Source organism: Methylobacterium sp. 275MFSha3.1 (genome assembly GCF_900108435.1).
Lineage (GTDB): Bacteria > Pseudomonadota > Alphaproteobacteria > Rhizobiales > Beijerinckiaceae > Methylobacterium.
Genome location: NZ_FNWP01000017.1, coordinates 84,544 through 101,044, shown reverse-complemented (window position 1 = coordinate 101,044; position 16,501 = coordinate 84,544). Strand labels below are relative to the sequence as shown.

Here is a 16,501-nt window from a genome sequence, read left to right as displayed (position 1 = left end):
GAGCATCGGCGGTGGGACGGATACGCCAATGAGGACGACGCGCCGCGTTTTCTTGACGGGGGCCGCATCCGCAGTCGCGGGCGGCCTGGCGCCGGGGGTGATCCGCTCGGCCTGCGCTCAGGGCGCCGGGTCGACCGTCCGGATCGGCATGGTGCTCCCGGTGACGGGGCCCGGCGCGGATGCCGGCCGCTACGCGCTCGCCGGGGCCAAGATCGCCCTGGAGACGGTCAACAAGGCCGGCGGCGTGCTCGGCAAGCCCCTGGAGATCGTCACGGAGGACGATCAGACCACCAATCCCGGCGCGGTCTTCGCCTTCTCGAAACTGGCGTCGCAGGGCGACCTCGTCGGCTTCCTCGGCTCGATCCGCTCGACCCAGAACCACGCGATGGCGCCCGACATCCTGAAGACGGGAAAACCCGTCTGTTTCGGCGGCACCGACCCGGTCCTGACGCAGCTCGGCAATCCCTGGCTGTTCCGCTTCCGCCCCAACGACACCTTCTCGGCCCGGGTGATCGCCGAGCACGGCGTCAACGGGCTGGGCAAGAAGAAGTGGGCGATCATCCACTCCACCGACGCCTTCGGCACCAGCGGCGCCAAGGCGCTGACCGAGAGCCTCGCCAAGGGCGGTGCCACGGTCGCCCTCGACCAGGGCTACACCAACCAGAGCCAGGACTTCACGCCGGTCGTGCTGGCGATCCGTCAGTCGGGCGCCGACGTGATCGGCTCGTACTTCACCTTCGAGAACGACATCGGCATCTTCGCCCGGCAGCTGCGCCAGCTCGGCGTCACCGCGCCCTGGGTCGGCTCGCCCTCGATCACCAACGTCACCGCCCTGAAGCTCGCCGGGCCGTCCCTCTACGGCACCTACGGCGTGGCCGACTACGCCGAGGAGTCGGGCGACGCCGCGCGCGCCTACGGCAAGGCCTACCGGGCCGCGATGAAGATCGCGCCCGACAACCAGTCCTCCTGGACCTTCGACGCGGTCACGGTGCTGGCCAAGGCGATCAACGCGGCGGGCAAGACCGACCCGCAGGCGGTCCGCGAGGCGATCCTGGCGGTGCGCGGCCACGAGGGCGCCGAGGGAACCTACAACTTCGACAAGAACGGCGACGGCCTGCACGGCTACAACGTCGTGCGCAACGACAAGGGCAACATCGTCTTCGACCGGCGGATCGACTTCTACCAAGGGTGAGCCGGCCGACGTGTTCGGGGTGCGTGAACGACATCCGGAGAAGGAGGCGAGAGTGCGGACCGCATGGACCTGATCCTGCAGCTCCTCTTCACCGGGATCGGCATCGGCTCCGTCTACGCCCTGGTGGCGCTCGGCTTCGTGCTGATCTTCCGCGCCACCAACGTGGTGAACTTCGCGCAGGGCGAGTTCTCGATGGTGGCGGCCTTCCTGATGGTGGTCTTCGCCGTCGACCTCCAGTGGCCCTACTGGCTCTCCCTCCTCCTGACGCTCGGCGGGATGGCGCTGCTCGGCGCCCTGTTCAATCTCGGCGTCTACTACCCTCTGCGGCACCGCAGCTACCTGCCGGTGATCATCTCGACCATCGGCGCCTCGATCTTCCTGGCGAACACGACGCTCGCCCTCTACGGGCCGCAGCCCCAGGTGCTCCCGCCCGTCTTCGAGACGCAAGGGTTCCTGCTCGGGCCGGTCTTCCTCGACAGCCAGTACCTGCTGATCATCGCGGTGACGGCGGCCCTGGTGGCGTTCCAGTACTGGTTCTTCGAGCACACTCTGGTCGGCAAGAAGCTTCAGGCGACGTCCCAGGACAAAGAGATGGCCGCCCTCCTGGGCATCCCGGTGGCCGGCATGATCATGCTGACCTTCGTGTACAGCGCGGTGCTCGGCGGCATCGCCGGCATCCTGGTGGCGCCGGTGCTGTTCGTGTCGATCCAGATGGGGGCCACGATCGCCCTCAAGGCCTTCGCGGCGACGATCATCGGCGGCTTCGGCGACGTCACCGGGGCGATCATCGGCGGCCTCGCGCTCGGCATCATCGAGACCTTCGGGGCGGCCTACATCTCGGTCCCCTACAAGGACGCCTTCGCGTTCCTGGTGCTGGTGGTGTTCCTGGTCGTGCGCCCGCAGGGCCTGTTCGGCGAGCGCGTGGCGGAGAAGGCATGAGCGGTCGCCCCTCCACCGTCGCCGGCCCGGCCGCAGCGGCTCCCGCGCCCCCGCCCCGCCGCCTGCCCCTCGGGAGCCTCGCCTACGCGGTCCTGGCCGCCGCCCTGGTGACGCTGGCCGCCACGACGCCGCTCAGCGGCTACGCCCTTAACATCCTGATGCAGGCGGCGACCTACGCCATCGCGGTGATCGGCCTCACCGTGGTGCTCGGCCTGTGCGGGCAGATCAACCTCGCCCAGGCCGCCTTCTTCGGGATCGGTGCCTACGCGGTCGGGCTCGGAACGGTCGACGGGGGCCTGAACTTCTGGATCTGCCTGCTCACCGGCCTCGGTCTCGCGGTCGTGCTGGGCGCCGCGCTCGGCGCCTCCACGCTGCGGCTCGGCGGCCACTACCTCGCCATGGTGACGATCTCGTTCCAGCAGATCCTCACCCTGGTCCTCACCAACTGGATCCCGGTCACGCACGGGCCCGACGGCGTGCCGAACATCCGCCGCCCGGTCCTGTTCGCGGACGGGCAGAGCTACCTCGCCCTGTGCGTGCTGGTGCTGGCCGTCGTCGGCTGGCTCGTCTGGCACATGCCGCGGACGCGGCTCGGGCGCGCCATGCGGGCGGTGCGCGACAACGAGCTCGCGGCGGGGGTCTCGGGCATCGACATCTACCGCACCAAGGTCGCGGCCTTCGCCCTCGGGGCGCTGCTGGCGGGGCTCGGCGGCGGGCTGTTCGCCGGCAGCTTCACCTATATCAGCCCGGACCAGTTCGCCTTCGCCGAGTCGATCGTCTTCCTGACGATGGCGCTGCTCGGCGGCGTCGGCTCGCCGGTGGGCGCCGTGATCGGCACGGCCCTGCTGATCCTGATCCCGGAATGGCTCCGCTTCCTCAAGGAGATCCCCGGGCTCTACCTCGCGATCTACGGGCTCGCGGTGATCCTGATCGTGGTGTTCATGCCCGACGGGATCTGGGGCTTCCTCGGCGACCAGGTCCGGCGCCTGCGCCGCGCCCGCCCGATCCCGCCGCCCGCCGCCGAACTGATTCTGAGCCAGGGCGAGGCGTCCGCCGCGCCGATGCTGGAGGTGTCGGACCTGTCCAAGCACTTCGGCGGCCTCAAGGCCGTGGACGCGGTGAGCTTCACGGTGGCGCGGGGCGGCATCCACGCGCTGATCGGCCCGAACGGGTCCGGCAAGACCACGACGCTGAACGTCCTGTCCGGCCTCTACAGCCCCACGGGGGGCACCGTGCGGCTGGCGGGGCAGGACGTCACGCGCCTGTCCCCGCACCGGCGGGCGGCGGCCGGGATCGGCCGCACCTTCCAGAACATCCGCCTGTTCCGCTCCATGAGCGCCCTGGAGAACGTCGTCATCGGCGCCGAGCGCCCCAACAACCCGCTCGGCGCGCGCGACCGGGCGGGGCTAGAGGCCCGCGCCCGGGCGGCTCTGGCCTTCGTGGGGCTGGAGGGGCGGGCGCAGGAGCCGATCTCCGGCTTCTCGTACGGCCACCAGCGCCTGATCGAGATCGCGCGGGCGCTGGCCGGCAACCCCGTGCTGCTGCTCCTCGACGAGCCCGCCGCGGGGCTCAATTCCAGCGAGAAGAATGCCCTCACGGTGCTCCTGCGCCGGATGGCCGCCAAGGGCCTGACCATCCTGATCATCGACCACGACATGACGCTGGTGAGCGACGTGGCGAGCCACATCACCGTGCTGAACTTCGGCCGCCGCATCGCCGACGGCGTCACGGCGACCGTGCTGCGCGAGCCGGCGGTGATCCAGGCCTATCTCGGCGAGGACGCCGCCGCCGGTCCGGCGGCGAGCCTCAAGACCGACCTCGCCCCGGCCTGACCCCAGCGATGACGACGCCCGCCACGCCACTCCTCGAGATCCGCGACCTGGTCGTCCGCTACGGCGAGATCGAGGCGGTGCGCGGCCTGTCCTTCTCGGTCGGAGCCGGGGAGGTGGTGACGCTGCTGGGGTCCAACGGCGCCGGCAAGTCGACGACCCTCAAGGCGATCTCCGGGCTGGTGCGGCCCGCCGCCGGCACGATCCTGCTGGAGGGGCGGCCGCTGGAGGGCCTGAAGCCCGAGGCGATCGTGCGGCTCGGCGTCGCCCACGTCCCGGAGGGGCGCCGGGTCTTCCCGGGGCTCACGGTGCGCGAGAACATCATGCTGGGCGCGTCCAACCGCGCCGGCCTCGGCAAGCGGGCGCTGCGCGACGAGGTCGAGGCGATGTTCGACCTCTTCCCGGACATCCGCCGGTTCGGCGACGCCCTGGGCTGGACGCTGTCGGGCGGCCAGCTCCAGATGGTGGCCCTCGCGCGCGGCCTGATGGCCAAGCCCCGCATCCTGCTCCTCGACGAGCCCTCGCTCGGCTTGGCCCCCGTGATCGTCCAGGCGGTGTTCGCGATCATCGCCGAGGTGCGGCGCCGCGGGACCACCGTGCTGCTGGTGGAGCAGAACGCCCGGATGGGGCTCTCGGTCGCCGATCGGGGCTACGTGCTGGAGACGGGCCGGCTCGTCCTGCAGGGCGCCCCCGACGCCCTCTGGGCCAACGACGAGATCCGGTCGGCCTATCTCGGCGGACGGACGAGGCCCGAACTCGCGGGCTGACCGCACCGGGCCTCGTCGGCGACTTCGTCGCTCGCGCGGTGCAGCGCGCGCAACCACCGCCGGACGGAATGGCGTCCGCGACGCGGCGGTCCGGCAGCGGTCGGACGCGCCTCGGCCCGCGAGCCCGCCAGCGTCACGACCGGCGCGTCTCCGCGGCCCCCGGCGGTACCGTCGCGACCGTGAGGCCCGAGACCGCCGACTGTCCGGCGGCCTCGGGCCGATAAGCCTACGCGCTCTGGGTGGCGGGCGCGCGCGCGGGCAGCACCCAGTTGGGCCTGATGAAGTGGCAGGTATACCCGTCGGGACGCCGTTCCAGGTAGTCCTGATGCTCCGGCTCGGCCTCCCAGAACGGGCCGGCCGGCGCCACTTCGGTCACGACCTTGCCCGGCCACAGGCCGGAAGCGTCGACGTCGGCGATGGTCTCCTCGGCGACGCGGCGCTGGCCCTCGTCGGTGTAGAAGATGGCCGAACGATAGCTCGGGCCCCTGTCGTTGCCCTGGCGGTTCGGCGTCGTCGGGTCGTGGATCTGAAAGAAGAATTCCAGCATGCGCCGGAAACTCGTCCGCGCCGGGTCGTAGATGATCTCGATGGCCTCGGCATGGGTGCCGTGGTTGCGGTAGGTCGCGTTCGGCACGTCGCCGCCCGTGTAGCCGACGCGGGTCGACACGACGCCCTCCTGGCGCCGGATGAGGTCCTGCATGCCCCAGAAGCAACCACCGGCCAGCACCGCCCTCTCGGTTTCCATCGTCGCTCCTCCTGAGCCGTTCCACTGATCGCGCAGATATAGGGATCCCGAGGCGCTTCGCGCTGCGGCCTCGTAGCTTGCCATGCCTGCGATGCCTGCACGAGCACGCGCGGGGTTCCGAGAAGACGTTCGCTGCCGGGCGAACGTCTCCGAAGCGGTCTGTCAGCTCCGCACGAGCGGCTTGTTGACCTTGAAATTCTTCCGCGCCGGTTCGGCCTTGCGGGGATCCGGCTTGTCGGCGAGGAGCCGCTTCACGCGCTCGTTGAAGTCCTCGGGCGTGACGCCCTGCGCTTTGCCGGTCTTGAGTTCGCGTGCCATCTCGGCCTCCGCTTCGTGGCCCAGAGCACGGAATTGCGCGGAGGGATCGCACGCATATGGGCACGCGGCGGCCGCGGCGCCACCGATGTCCGGCCAGGATCGCTGCGTGCACGCGATGGACCGGCGGGCCGGGATGGGTTACGGTGGCTGCGAGGTTGATGACCGGTTCGTAATAACGCTTCAGGACCCGGGGGCGGTACCCGGCGCCTCCACCAGAAGCATCTTGCCCCGGATACCGCGCGGGGACGAGGGCGAGCGTCCGGCGTTGCGGATCGCGCGCTGCCAGGGTGCTTCTGCTGGGGGTGAAACAGGTTCGACTGGGCGGTAAAGGGATCGCGAGTTCTGCCCTGCCTCGGCAGGGTAAGATGCGGCTTTCGGTAAGGACTCGACCGGCTCGGCGCGGGCAACCCTCGTTCCGGGCACCTGACCAAAACTCTAAATGCCAACGACAACGTCGGCATGGAGATGCGCCTCGCGGCGTAATCTTCCGGGGCGTGGGTACGCCTAGCAACAGAACCCGAGGCTTCGGCCTCGGGACCCGCCTTTATCGTCTGCCCGTTGTTCAGTTCGGGGTCGCGTCCGGGCAGATCGGAGACTTGCTTGAACGAGCCCGAACAGGGCAGCGCGGAGGCCGTCTACATCTCGGCCATGGTCGGCGAGATGATGCGGCGCGTCTTGGAGGACGCTCTCGCCGAACTCGCGAGAACCCGCGGTGCGGCCTTCCTGGAAATCTTCGTGGCGCGCGAGCTGGCTCGCTGCGCCGACCTGTTCCGCGAGCGGCCCGGCGACACGCCGGAGACGACGGACATGTTGCGGGCCTGGTTCGCCATGGAGGGCGGTGAGGCGCTGCGCGCCGTGGTCGATCGCGCCAGCGTCGAGGCGGCGCGCGACTGAGGCACTCCGCGGATGTGCCTGCCGCCGGGCGCGGGCCCTTCCAGGCGGTCCGCGCACGGCGACAGTCCCCGGCGAACTGCTCGCCATCTTCCTGGGCTAAGCTCCGTCTCGGGAATGTTGAGACCGCGATCCCGGCCGAGGACAAGGAAATCGGGGTGACCGCCGGTGAAACCAGCCGAGCGCGGCAGGCCTTCCGTCATCCCTGATCTTGTACCCGCCGCACCGTCGATCAGCGAGAACCCGATCTGCCTCCGCGGCCACGGAGCGCCCGCGCGCCTCGGCGACGGACAGGCTGCAACCTACACATCTGTCGCCGAGAAGCTGGCGCTCGCGCTCATCACGAGCTTGCCCGCTTCGTCGTAGGCTTGAGCGGTGAACGCGTTCACCTCGGTGCGATAGCCCTCATCGCGCAGGATGTCGGTCAGCAGCCGGCGAAGGGTGTCGCGCAGCGCGTCCCGACCGGAAAGTTGCACGCCTTCGTCGTCCTTGACCGTGATGTGATCGGATGTGACGATGAAATATCGCGGCATCGGGCTCTCCGCCGACTGGACATAGCAGCGCGCATCACGCGGTCACCGGCCGCCGAGCCCACAATCGTCTACGCTCGCACAAACGCGGCGCGCGGGCACTCACCTGGATCAATCGCCGCGGCGCGGAACGACCGGCTCTCTCGGTGAAGAGATCGTTCGCTCCGGAGCGCCCTGTCCGCCGTGCCGGATTGACGGGAACCGTCATCCGAGGCGGCAGTTCTGTGCCGGTACCGACCTGTACAGCCCGCACCGGTCGCGGCGCGCGTGTGTTCCGTCAGGCTGTAGCCACAATCATCCGTCCGCGATCGGAATTATAGTTCGCTAATCGAGTTGCCTAGTGCCGATACAAAACATATAGTGCCGCGTCGGCGGGGGAGCCAATGCCTGAAATGGCCGGTATCGGTGTCGCGCGCGCCCGCGTCGACCGACGGACTTGGTCCGTTCACGGAGCGGCCAAACGCAACTCGGCCATCATCCAGGCCGGTCTCGCCCGGATCGTCGAGGACGAGATCCTGCCGCGTCTGGCGCTCGCGCATCGGGCGGATCCGCCGTCGCCCGCGTCGACAACGCGATCACCGACGCCTGAGCGCGTCGCCTCTCTCGCTCAAGCGCTGATGGAGGGCGAACCGCACGCCGAGTGGGTGCGCGCGCTCTTGGAAGAGGGCTTATCGCTGGATGCCCTGCTGCTCGACCTGTTCGCACCCGCGGCGCGGTATCTGGGCGAGCTCTGGGAAGACGATGCCGCCGACTTCCTCGACGTGGCGCTCGCGCTCGGTCGCCTCCAGAACCTGACCCGCGCCCTGTGTGCGGATCTGGAGGGCGTGGACGTGACGGCGAACGGTCGCCGCGTCCTGCTGATGCCCTGTCCCGGTGAGACCCATCTCTTCAGCCTCGCGCTCGTGGCGAGCTTCTTCCGCGAGGCGGGGTGGGACGTGGTCCTGACCAACGGAGCGGACGAGGACCCCGCCAGCTTGGTCCGCGCCGAACAGTTCGATCTGGTCGGCATCTCGCTGTCCTGCGACATCCTCCTGCCGGTGATGGCGGTGTCCGTGGCGAAACTGCGCGCCGCGTCGTGCAACCCGGACCTGCGCGTCATCGTCGGCGGGCCGCTCTTCGTGCGGGAGCCTGCCAGCGCCCGTGTCGTCGGCGCGGACGCCGTCGCCGCGGACGCGCAATCGGCCGTCCGGATCGCGGAGGCCACCCTCGCGCGATGACGCCGTGCGGCCAGGCGCCGGATTCGGCGACTCGCTGCTGCGCGGATCCCTTCTCATCCGGACGGTGTTAGACGTGTCGCGGTTGAGAGGCAGAGATCCAGAATTTGCACGAGTTCGACGAGCAATTGGCGCGTGAATTCGTCCGCGGCCTCGTACAGTCGGCCGTCGCGCGCGGTCTCGATCCGGCCATTCGGCTCGATCAGTTTCGGGCGTTGCAGCAAGCGGTCGTCGCTCTATCGCGAGACGCTGCCGTGGTTCGAACCAGCGAGCAGATCATCCGGGCGATCGACTGCGCTCTCCAGGAACTGACCGCGGTGAGATCGTAGTCTGATCGGACGGTTTCCGCGGCGACGCGCGGGGCAGGGCCGGTCGCGAGCGACCAGCGATGCCGCGTCCGACGGTCCGTTTCGGCGCCCGTCCGTCGGGCCCGCGGTGACGGTTCGTTGCGGACACCCGGCAAGTGCCCTATCGGCCGCGGTGATGCCCGACCGATCCCTCCGCGCCGTCTGGTCCGACAGCCTCATGGCCGAGGTCGGCGCCCGCCTTCCCCTCTTCGACGACCTGTCCCCGGACACGATCCGGCGTCTGTCGGCCGAGGGCTTTGGGCGCGGCCTGCTGACGGCGTCCCTGCGCGCCCGCCTGCGGAAGGCCGGATTCCCGGATCTCGGTCATCTGGCCCAGTCTTCACCGGTCGCGATCGCCACGATCAGGAAGTTCGGTCCCGTCCGCGTCGAGCGCGTCCGGCACTTCATCCTCGACGTGCTGGCGCGCTGGCTTCCGGGCGCGCGGGAGATGCACACACCCGAGGCCACGCGGGCGCGGCGGCTCGGCCGGCTGCGCGGGCTGCCGGCCGGATGCCTGCCCCTCGCGGCGGATCAGATCGCGGCGCTCCGCTTCGCGGACGCATCCTGTGCGGACATCGCCACGTGTTCGCGTCTCGGGCTCCTCCGGACAGGCGCCGTGACATCCGGTGACGTGGACCACGTCGTCGCCGCACTCACCCGCCTCGCTCGCGCGTCCGATCCGGTGCCTTCGCGTCCCCTGGAGGAGGCCCGGGCGGCACCGTCGTGCGACGCCGCGAGCGCGGCCGCCCGTCGCGCCGCCCTGCTGGCGGAGCAGGATCGCGAATGGGACGAGGCCGCACCGACCGCGCGCCGGCCTCAAAGCTGACGACCCGACCGGGTCCGGAATCGATTTCTCGTGGCGAGACCTGGCAGGGCCGCGCCCTGCCGCGGTTCGATCCGACGCGGCGCTGTTCCTGTCCTCGAGGCAGTTCCGCGCATCCTCGAAGACGTCGCGATCGGCCCCTCGGATTGGAGTCGTCACCGGCAACCCTTGCGCCGCCGTATCTGCGCACCATCTACAGACCATCCAACCGGATGGCGTATGGATGGTTCACATGGCCGACAAGGTGCACGATCTGCGACCCAGGCTGCCTGACAGCGAGAAGATCACGCTCAACCTCGGTTTCGTCGACCTCGGCCATATCGACCTGATGGTGCGCGACGGCTTCTACGCCAACCGTGCCGATTTCATCCGCACCGCCGTGCGCAATCAGATCGAGCGCCAGGGCGAGGCCGTCAGGCAATCGGTTAGCCGGAAGCAGCTCAGCCTGGGCCTGTCGCACTACACGAAGCAGGCGCTCGAGGCGGCGCGCGACGCGGGCGCGCCGCTGCACATCCAGGTGCTCGGGCTGGCCAGCATCGCCCTCGACGTCACGCCCGAACTGGCGCGCGCCGCCATCGCCTCGGTCGAGGTGCTCGGCGCCTTCCAGGCTAGTCCCGCGGTCAAGGCGGCGCTCGCCGACCGGACGAGCTGACGCCGCCACCTCTCCCCGCCGACGCGGCCGGACCCCGCCGCGCCCGCTTCCCGCTCAGCCAGGACCCGTCCCATGGATCACGCCACGAAGACCGCCTTCACGCGCTTCGCGTTCCCGAAGGTCGACCCCGCCCGTGCCGCCCGCGCCGCGGAGGCGATGGCCAGGCTTCAGGAGCGCCAGGCCGCAGCCTTCAGGCTGTGGTCGGGGGCGGCCCGGAGCGCCGCCGAGACGGGTGCGCCGAGCGCGGACGCGGCCGACATCCTCGACATGGTCGCGCCCTCCGCTCCCGGCGAAGCCTGGGTCGCGCCGGAGACGGCCGGAGAACGTCCGGGCCAGCATCCCCACGCCGGATCCGCGGGCGACATCGCCGGCACCGTGATGCGCACCGTCCAGGAGGCGCTGGCGAAGGCCGGCATCGGCACGGATCGCGACGGGCGGGACGGCGCGACGCCGGCCGCGCCCCGGCTTCCGGAGGGGGCACGCTTCGAGGCCCGCACGTTCACCGGCGTGGCCGGGACCCGAAACTACAAGGTCTACGTACCGAGCGGCTACACCGGCCAGGCCCTGCCCGTCGTGGTGATGCTGCACGGCTGCACGCAGAACCCGGACGACTTCGCCGCAGGCACGCGGATGAACGCGGTCGCGGAGGCGCGCAGCGTCCTGGTGGTCTATCCGGAGCAGCCGCGCTCGGCCAACATGCAGCGGTGCTGGAACTGGTACGAGCCCGGCGACCAGCAGCGGGAGGGCGGCGAGCCCGCCCTGATCGCCGGCATCGTCCGGCAGGTGATCGCGGAGTTCTCGGCCGATGACAGGCGGGTCTACGCGGCGGGCCTGTCGGCGGGCGGGGCTGCCGCCGCGATCCTGGCGATGACCTACCCCGACCTGTTCGCGGCGATCGGCGTCCATTCCGGCCTGGCCTGCGGCTCCGCCCGGGACGTGCCCTCGGCCTTCGCGGCCATGAAGGGGGACGGCGCGCGCGCGACGGGACAACGCCACGCCGTGCCGCTGATCGTGTTCCACGGCGACCGCGACCGCACGGTGCACGCGGCCAACGGCGATCGCGTGGCCGCTCAGGGGCCGTCGGACCCGGAACTCCGCACAGCGGTGACCCAGGGCCGGACACCGGACGGGGTGGACTACACCCGCACCGTCCGTTCGGACGCGTCCGGCCGCGCCATCGTGGAGCAGTGGGTTCTGCACGGAGCCGGGCACGCGTGGTCGGGCGGCAGCCCGGCCGGCTCGTTCACCGACCCGCGCGGACCGGACGCGAGCCAGGAGATGATCCGCTTCTTCCTGGAGCACGCGCGCGCCGCCGGTGCCAGACCCTGAATGTTGCCGGCCGGTCGGCCGCATCGGCCCGGCCGGATCACGGGACAGACCGCTTCGATCGCAACCGGTCGGCGCGCTCGCGTCCGTCCCGATCATCCAACGGGCGCTGGGCGCAGGTCTCGAGCGGGCCCGCCGCGTCGCGCGCCGGGCGCGACGCCCGTCCGGTCAGGGCTATCTTTGTCGGCCGTGAGAGCGCAGAGTGTTGCCATCACCGGATCGGTTGATCCAGGCTCCGGTGGCTGAGGGTCCATGCCCCCGCCTGCAACGGACAGGCGCGCGTGGCAGACCTCATCACGTTTCCCGCCAAGCCGCGCTCACGACACGCGCGCCGCGCCTATCAGGTCCACCGGCTCGCCCCGACCGGTGGCGTGCTCACGACTTGCGTCATCACAGCGCGCAACGACGGCGACGCCAAGCGGCAGGCAGCGGGTCTGATCGCGGGGCATCATGCCGAACTCTGGGCAAGCGACCGCCTCGTTGCCGTCTTCGGCCTGTTCGAGACCCCGGTCGCGACCGCGATCCGGTTGCTTCCAGACCAGCCGACGCCCGAACGGTGAGGACGACGTCGTCGGGGCTGTCACCGTATCCAGGAGCGAGATCATGGCAGCGGAACAGAAGCGCGGAAATCGCGAAGCCAAGAAGCCGAAGAAGTCTGTGCCCAAGACCAACGCGTCGGCGCCCTCCGTCAAGGGCTCCGTCGCGGCGGCCACGAAGCCGCCCCGGAAGGTCTGACGCGATGTTCGCGCGTCACGGCCAAGCCGCGTGGTAGAGCCCGGCCAACCCCGGCCGTGCCCGGTGATGCGGAAGCTGACCAGGTTGGTCGTCCGTATGGCGCAGCGACCCGGCCTCCTCGAGAGCGGGCGGCTGATCGATCAGCTCACGGATCTGGAAACCGAGGGCCTGGCCCGGAATATTTCGTGGCGCTCCATCGAGACGATCAGGGCCACTCGATTGAAGCTGCGCGTCGAGGGCCTGATGCCGACGTCGTCTCTGCCGCTCGCTCCCTGATGGATGTGCGCATGACTGATCGTGAGACGTGCTTGGAGGCTCTGGGAGCGCTCATCGTCCGGGCGGACCCGGCCGATCTCGCGGCCGCCCAAGATATCCTGCTGCGACTCGTCCTGCGTGAAGACGGTGCGGAGCGACGCGCGGCGGCCCTCGACGGGCTCCGTGCCGAACTCGCGTGCGCGACGCGGGCGGGCTCCCGCTCGCGCGAGCAGGAAGCCTTTCACACGGTCCTCCTCGCGATGATCGAGCGGACCCGCGACATGGCCGGTGCCACGACGGCGTGACGCGCCGCCGCTGGCCGAGCGACCGCGGGAGCGCGACCCGGTCCTCCGAGGCACGAATGTCCCGCGCCTCCCGTCAGATGCCGATACTCGCCGCCCCGGCCGCGGCCGCCTGCGGAACGGTGGCGCCGTTCCGCAACGCCATCGCTATGGCGATCGACATGGTGTCGATGGCCAGCGCGCGATCCTGCCCGTAATCGTAGGAGCTGTTTCTCCCGGAACTCAGCCGCGCGTAGTAGGCGTCGGGGAATTCCCGATCGATCCGCGTTCTGAGGAGCTGAGCTGCCGCGGCGTAGTTGGCTTCGAAATCCCGGCCCTTGCTCGCCGATGCCCCCTCGAAGGTCCCGGCTTCCTTTCGCTTGGCGATCGCATCGGACCTGCGCTCCTGCGCGCTGCCAAGAAAAAACTGGATCGTTCTGGAGATCAGCCACCGGACGATGGTCATCGGAATCTCCTGAGCGGGCGGCGAATGCGTGCCCGTGCGGATACATAGCACATCGCGTCGCGCCCTGATCTTAAATATACGACTTCGGAGACAATTAGGAGCCGCGGTATGCCGGGACGGGGGCCGGACGCCGCGCGCCCACCGAGTCGTCGCGCGTCCCGGCACCCGGCCGTGCCCGCACAGCCGACGGTCACGGCGGAGAAATCTGCGGACCCGGATGCACCAGGGTCGTGTCGTGTTCGGTCGCCTGCCACACGGGCCAGGAGCCCTCGCGCACGAACATGGCGAACGCCTCGATCACGTCCGGCCGGTCGAAGGCGTGCACGCCCTCGACTGCACGCCCGACGATGCAGGCCGCATCCGCCACATCGGCCGCGGGCGAGCGGATATCCAGTGAGAACATCACGCCCGATCGATCGGGCCTGAGCGCGTCGGGCAGGACGTCGATCTTGCGCCAGAGGCAGTACCACCGGGCACAGGCCTCCGGGCGTTCGCTGTAGATCCCGCAGCCCGTTCCGGTGTTGTGCCGGCACACGATCCCTGCCGGCTTGTCGAGGGCAGGGATCGCCAGAGCACGGCAGCACACCGTGCAGGAACCGCATGACCGGCCGGGGACGGTGCGCTCGGGAACGCGCGGGGCGTCCCGGCTCGGGACGCCGCGGGCTCGTGCTTCGCTTGCGATCGGTCTGTCCTCGATTGCCGTCGTGCGGCGGCGATGGTGCTGATCTCGGAGAGGCGAGGGGGCTGCGCAACCGTCGGTCGCTGCACAGCCCGCGGAGCCGCATCGCCCTCATACCGTGCCGGCGGCCGCTGTTCGCGTCCCCCGTCCGGGATGCCGCTCCGCGATCGGGCCGGACCGAGAGGGCGGCGGGTGCTGCGCGCCAGGAACGGCGTCTTCGCGGCGCGTGCCGGGCGCTTCGACGACGGGCCGTGCCAAGCGGCGCCCGATCCCGCAGGCGGGTGGCTCAGGCGGCCGGGCGCCGCGCGTGCCGCCACGCCGCGATCGCGCTCCGTCTCGCCTCGAAGGCCGTGCGCAACCGCGTGCCCGGTGCGCCCTGACGCTCCGCGCCGAAGCCGTGGAGCAGGACCGCATCGGGTCCGAAGGCGCGACGCATCTCGGCGCGCCAGAGGCGGTCCGCGACGGCGAGCGTCGTCTCGGTTTCCGCGAAGCGTTCGATGTTCATGGCAGACGTCCTCCGCTCACCGCCGCCTGCCACAACGCGCTGTCCTGCCCGGAGGTCCAACGCGGCCGTGACCCCGGTCGGGGCCGCAGATCGGCTCGGGGAATCGGCGCGGATGGAAGACCTCGTGAGTTATGAGGGTCGCACTTCGGCTTCTCCGCGCGATCCCGCGGTGTGGCCGGGCCAGGGGGCCGTCGTGTCAGAGCGCCCGCGCGAGGCCCGCTTCCAGATCGAGTGCGCTGGCGGTCTGCTGAGAGAGGCGGACGCCCGTCGGCTCGACCTCCGCATCGGCTTTCACCGCGCGGCGCACGATGGCCAGCGCCTCGTCCTCCGAGGTGGTAATCGCGGCGTAGAACATGACCAATCGGCCCGACAGCTCCGCGTCGTCGGGCCGCGTCACCTTGAGGATGAAGGCCGTCTGATTGGGTTCGATCATCGCCGCATCGGCCGGGTGGATGTCCTTCGTCGTCGTCATGGATCGCAAAGGCCTCGATCTCGGTCCATCCGGACGCCTTCCGCCGGGCCGGTGCACCATGGCGGATGCGCGTCACGGGACGTCGCGTCGTCCCCCGCGGGCCCGACCGCCCGAGACGGTTCAGGCGGGCGTGAGTTCGCCTTCCCGCACGGCGCGCTCGCCGCTCGCGGACTTGATGCGGTAAGTCGGCTCGCCGGAACGATCGTCCGGCGTCAGGCGGACCACCTCGAAGAGGCCGTCGACGGTGCTCTTACTGCCAGCGTAGCTGATCCCCAGCTGCCGGACATGCTGGCCGATCTTGAACTTGTGAGACATGGGTCGTCCTCCGGAGTGATGGCGCGCGCGGGCTGGGTTCGACCTAGCGGCGTGCTAGCGGCGTGCACGCGCCTTGCGGGCCGCGAATCGCGCGTCGCGTGCCGCCTTCTGTTCGGCAGCGCGGGCAACCTGCTGCTCCGCCTTCTCGGCGGCCAGACGGTCTGACTCGGCCTCGGCGCGGGCCTGCGCGGCCTGGACCTCAGCCTCACGCTCGATCTCGGCGGCCAGACGAACGGCTTCCCGTTCGGTCGCCCGCAGGTCCCGGGCCTGGACGACCGCGCGCCGCGCGGCTTGCCGAGCGAGGACGACCGGATCATCGGCCGCCGGGCGTGCCCGGAACCGGGCCAGTGTGGCCTGCCGCGCTCTGGCCGTCTCCGCGAGACGATCGACGAGGTGATCGGTTTTCAAAGGCTTCACGAACTCTCCGTGGGCGCACCGGACGTCAGCCCCCGGTGGCGAGACATGGATGAAGCCGCTCCGCGGTAGGAACGGCTTCGAAGCGCGTCACGAGTGGACGCGTGAGACTCAGGCCGCCTGAAGGCTGCCGGCCGACTGCTTGCCGGTCCTCCGGTCGGTCTCCATCTCGTAGGAGACCTTCTGGCCCTCGTTCAGGCCTTGCATGCCGGCGCGCTCGACGGCCGAGATGTGGACGAACACGTCCTTGCCGCCGTCATCCGGCTGGATGAAGCCGAAGCCCTTGGTGTCGTTGAACCATTTAACGGTGCCGATGGTCATAGGTATTCCATGTCAGTGAAGGCAAATAGATAGGGCGGGCGCATGGATCACACGCGCCCGGTCGCCGGATGTCGAAAATGGGAGAGATGCAGAACGCTCGCCCTGTTGAGGCGATACGGCCGGATACCTGGCCAAAAATCGATTTCATATCTGTACGCCATCGACGTGTCGATGACAAGTACATTGAGAAATTGCGCGTTTCACGCCGATTTGTGCGGCGATTATTTATCCTGAAACTTCGCGGGGCGTTTCCCGTGAACGGCTCGGACGAAGCGGCTTGCCGGTTCCCGTGCGGTCCCGCGTTCGGCCGCCCGATCTCCGGCAGTGTCGACGGCCGGTCGCGCGTGATGAGCAGGGCCGCGCCAGCGGGGCGGACAAGCGGCGGCAATGTCGGCTCCGACCCGTGTTGCCGTCCGCGCCACGGCGCGGATGCGGCGACGTGAACACCTGGCCGCGGGGCGTCCCGGCTCTCTCTACACGCGCAC

25 protein-coding genes and 1 other RNA gene are annotated in these 16,501 nt (G+C 70.2%); 16 read left to right on the top strand and 10 right to left on the bottom strand.

Going from position 1 to position 16,501, the window contains the following annotated elements; genetic code table 11:
• The first annotated feature begins 28 nt into the window (after positions 1–28).
• From BLW78_RS20210 to BLW78_RS20195, 4 genes are all read left to right on the top strand, one after another.
• Complete coding sequence (locus tag BLW78_RS20210) at positions 29–1,192, top strand: ABC transporter substrate-binding protein (protein ID WP_020094897.1); 1,164 nt, start codon at positions 29–31, stop codon at positions 1,190–1,192.
• A 63-nt stretch (positions 1,193–1,255) separates the two neighbouring features.
• Positions 1,256–2,131: a branched-chain amino acid ABC transporter permease gene (locus BLW78_RS20205; RefSeq protein WP_012329745.1), complete on the top strand. Its 876-nt coding sequence runs from the start codon at positions 1,256–1,258 to the stop codon at positions 2,129–2,131.
• Positions 2,128–3,963 carry a branched-chain amino acid ABC transporter ATP-binding protein/permease gene (locus tag BLW78_RS20200; protein ID WP_056530541.1) on the top strand — a complete coding sequence of 612 codons (1,836 nt, stop codon included), beginning with the start codon at positions 2,128–2,130 and terminating at the stop codon, positions 3,961–3,963. Before BLW78_RS20205 ends, BLW78_RS20200 begins: the two co-directional genes overlap by 4 nt.
• 8 nt (positions 3,964–3,971) lie before the next feature.
• On the top strand, positions 3,972–4,727 hold the full coding sequence (locus BLW78_RS20195) for an ABC transporter ATP-binding protein (protein WP_020094895.1): 756 nt from the start codon (positions 3,972–3,974) through the stop codon (positions 4,725–4,727).
• 226 nt (positions 4,728–4,953) lie between these two features.
• On the opposite strand, the gene msrA is transcribed toward BLW78_RS20195, so the two are convergent.
• Together msrA and BLW78_RS31465 are read right to left on the bottom strand one after the other, a co-directional pair.
• Entirely contained in the window at positions 4,954–5,472 is a 519-nt protein-coding gene (gene msrA / locus BLW78_RS20190; protein ID WP_026605211.1) for a peptide-methionine (S)-S-oxide reductase MsrA, read from the bottom strand.
• 162 nt (positions 5,473–5,634) lie between these two features.
• Positions 5,635–5,790, bottom strand: a complete 156-nt coding sequence (locus BLW78_RS31465) for a hypothetical protein (protein WP_020094893.1) — start codon at positions 5,788–5,790, stop codon at positions 5,635–5,637.
• 137 nt (positions 5,791–5,927) lie between these two features.
• Here BLW78_RS31465 and ssrA point away from each other — a divergent pair.
• Together ssrA and BLW78_RS20180 are read left to right on the top strand one after the other, a co-directional pair.
• Positions 5,928–6,306, top strand: a transfer-messenger RNA (tmRNA) gene (gene ssrA, locus BLW78_RS20185).
• Between the two features lie 84 nt (positions 6,307–6,390).
• The gene (locus BLW78_RS20180) at positions 6,391–6,684 is read left to right on the top strand and encodes a hypothetical protein (RefSeq protein ID WP_056530538.1); all 294 of its coding nucleotides are present in this window, start codon (positions 6,391–6,393) and stop codon (positions 6,682–6,684) included.
• Positions 6,685–6,983: 299 nt separating this feature from the next.
• Here the strand turns inward: BLW78_RS20180 and BLW78_RS20175 are convergent, their stop codons facing one another.
• Positions 6,984–7,214 carry a DUF6894 family protein gene (locus BLW78_RS20175; protein ID WP_020094891.1) on the bottom strand — a complete coding sequence of 77 codons (231 nt, stop codon included), beginning with the start codon at positions 7,212–7,214 and terminating at the stop codon, positions 6,984–6,986.
• A 389-nt stretch (positions 7,215–7,603) separates the two neighbouring features.
• Here BLW78_RS20175 and BLW78_RS20170 point away from each other — a divergent pair, with 389 nt between their 5' ends.
• The 9 genes from BLW78_RS20170 to BLW78_RS20135 all read left to right on the top strand — a co-directional run bounded on the left by BLW78_RS20170 (position 7,604) and on the right by BLW78_RS20135 (position 12,868).
• Positions 7,604–8,428, top strand: coding sequence for a cobalamin B12-binding domain-containing protein (locus tag BLW78_RS20170; RefSeq protein ID WP_020094890.1), 825 nt, complete (start codon positions 7,604–7,606; stop codon positions 8,426–8,428).
• A gap of 104 nt (positions 8,429–8,532) precedes the next feature.
• Positions 8,533–8,754: a hypothetical protein gene (locus BLW78_RS20165; RefSeq protein ID WP_020094889.1), complete on the top strand. Its 222-nt coding sequence runs from the start codon at positions 8,533–8,535 to the stop codon at positions 8,752–8,754.
• A 154-nt stretch (positions 8,755–8,908) separates the two neighbouring features.
• Positions 8,909–9,598 carry a hypothetical protein gene (locus tag BLW78_RS20160; protein ID WP_091681680.1) on the top strand — a complete coding sequence of 230 codons (690 nt, stop codon included), beginning with the start codon at positions 8,909–8,911 and terminating at the stop codon, positions 9,596–9,598.
• Positions 9,599–9,827: 229 nt separating this feature from the next.
• Positions 9,828–10,247 (top strand): CopG family transcriptional regulator, encoded by a 420-nt coding sequence (locus BLW78_RS20155; RefSeq protein WP_091681679.1) that lies wholly within the window; start codon positions 9,828–9,830, stop codon positions 10,245–10,247.
• A gap of 72 nt (positions 10,248–10,319) precedes the next feature.
• Positions 10,320–11,576 (top strand): extracellular catalytic domain type 1 short-chain-length polyhydroxyalkanoate depolymerase, encoded by a 1,257-nt coding sequence (locus BLW78_RS20150; protein WP_091681677.1) that lies wholly within the window; start codon positions 10,320–10,322, stop codon positions 11,574–11,576.
• 278 nt (positions 11,577–11,854) lie between these two features.
• Positions 11,855–12,133, top strand: a complete 279-nt coding sequence (locus BLW78_RS20145; protein ID WP_091681675.1) for a hypothetical protein — start codon at positions 11,855–11,857, stop codon at positions 12,131–12,133.
• Positions 12,134–12,176: 43 nt separating this feature from the next.
• Positions 12,177–12,308, top strand: coding sequence for a hypothetical protein (locus BLW78_RS32070; protein ID WP_267965807.1), 132 nt, complete (start codon positions 12,177–12,179; stop codon positions 12,306–12,308).
• 66 nt (positions 12,309–12,374) lie between these two features.
• Complete coding sequence (locus BLW78_RS20140) at positions 12,375–12,584, top strand: hypothetical protein (RefSeq protein WP_020094884.1); 210 nt, start codon at positions 12,375–12,377, stop codon at positions 12,582–12,584.
• Positions 12,585–12,595: 11 nt separating this feature from the next.
• Entirely contained in the window at positions 12,596–12,868 is a 273-nt protein-coding gene (locus BLW78_RS20135) for a hypothetical protein (RefSeq protein ID WP_128083350.1), read from the top strand.
• Positions 12,869–12,941: 73 nt separating this feature from the next.
• Here BLW78_RS20135 and BLW78_RS20130 read toward each other — a convergent pair whose 3' ends face one another.
• From BLW78_RS20130 to BLW78_RS20100, 7 genes are all read right to left on the bottom strand, one after another.
• Complete coding sequence (locus BLW78_RS20130) at positions 12,942–13,310, bottom strand: hypothetical protein (RefSeq protein ID WP_020094882.1); 369 nt, start codon at positions 13,308–13,310, stop codon at positions 12,942–12,944.
• 190 nt (positions 13,311–13,500) lie between these two features.
• Complete coding sequence (locus BLW78_RS20125) at positions 13,501–13,845, bottom strand: hypothetical protein (protein WP_091681673.1); 345 nt, start codon at positions 13,843–13,845, stop codon at positions 13,501–13,503.
• Between the two features lie 430 nt (positions 13,846–14,275).
• Complete coding sequence (locus tag BLW78_RS20120) at positions 14,276–14,494, bottom strand: hypothetical protein (RefSeq protein WP_020094880.1); 219 nt, start codon at positions 14,492–14,494, stop codon at positions 14,276–14,278.
• Between the two features lie 196 nt (positions 14,495–14,690).
• A complete protein-coding gene (locus BLW78_RS20115) occupies positions 14,691–14,966 on the bottom strand; it encodes a hypothetical protein (RefSeq protein WP_020094879.1) in 276 nt (91 codons plus the stop codon).
• Between the two features lie 120 nt (positions 14,967–15,086).
• The gene (locus BLW78_RS20110) at positions 15,087–15,281 is read right to left on the bottom strand and encodes a hypothetical protein (RefSeq protein ID WP_020094878.1); all 195 of its coding nucleotides are present in this window, start codon (positions 15,279–15,281) and stop codon (positions 15,087–15,089) included.
• Between the two features lie 54 nt (positions 15,282–15,335).
• Positions 15,336–15,698 (bottom strand): DUF6481 family protein, encoded by a 363-nt coding sequence (locus BLW78_RS20105; RefSeq protein WP_043712997.1) that lies wholly within the window; start codon positions 15,696–15,698, stop codon positions 15,336–15,338.
• 108 nt (positions 15,699–15,806) lie between these two features.
• Entirely contained in the window at positions 15,807–16,016 is a 210-nt protein-coding gene (locus BLW78_RS20100) for a cold-shock protein (protein ID WP_012329763.1), read from the bottom strand.
• Positions 16,017–16,093: 77 nt separating this feature from the next.
• Here BLW78_RS20100 and BLW78_RS30955 point away from each other — a divergent pair, with 77 nt between their 5' ends.
• Positions 16,094–16,459: a hypothetical protein gene (locus tag BLW78_RS30955; RefSeq protein WP_139307702.1), complete on the top strand. Its 366-nt coding sequence runs from the start codon at positions 16,094–16,096 to the stop codon at positions 16,457–16,459.
• The last annotated feature ends 42 nt before the right edge of the window (positions 16,460–16,501 follow it).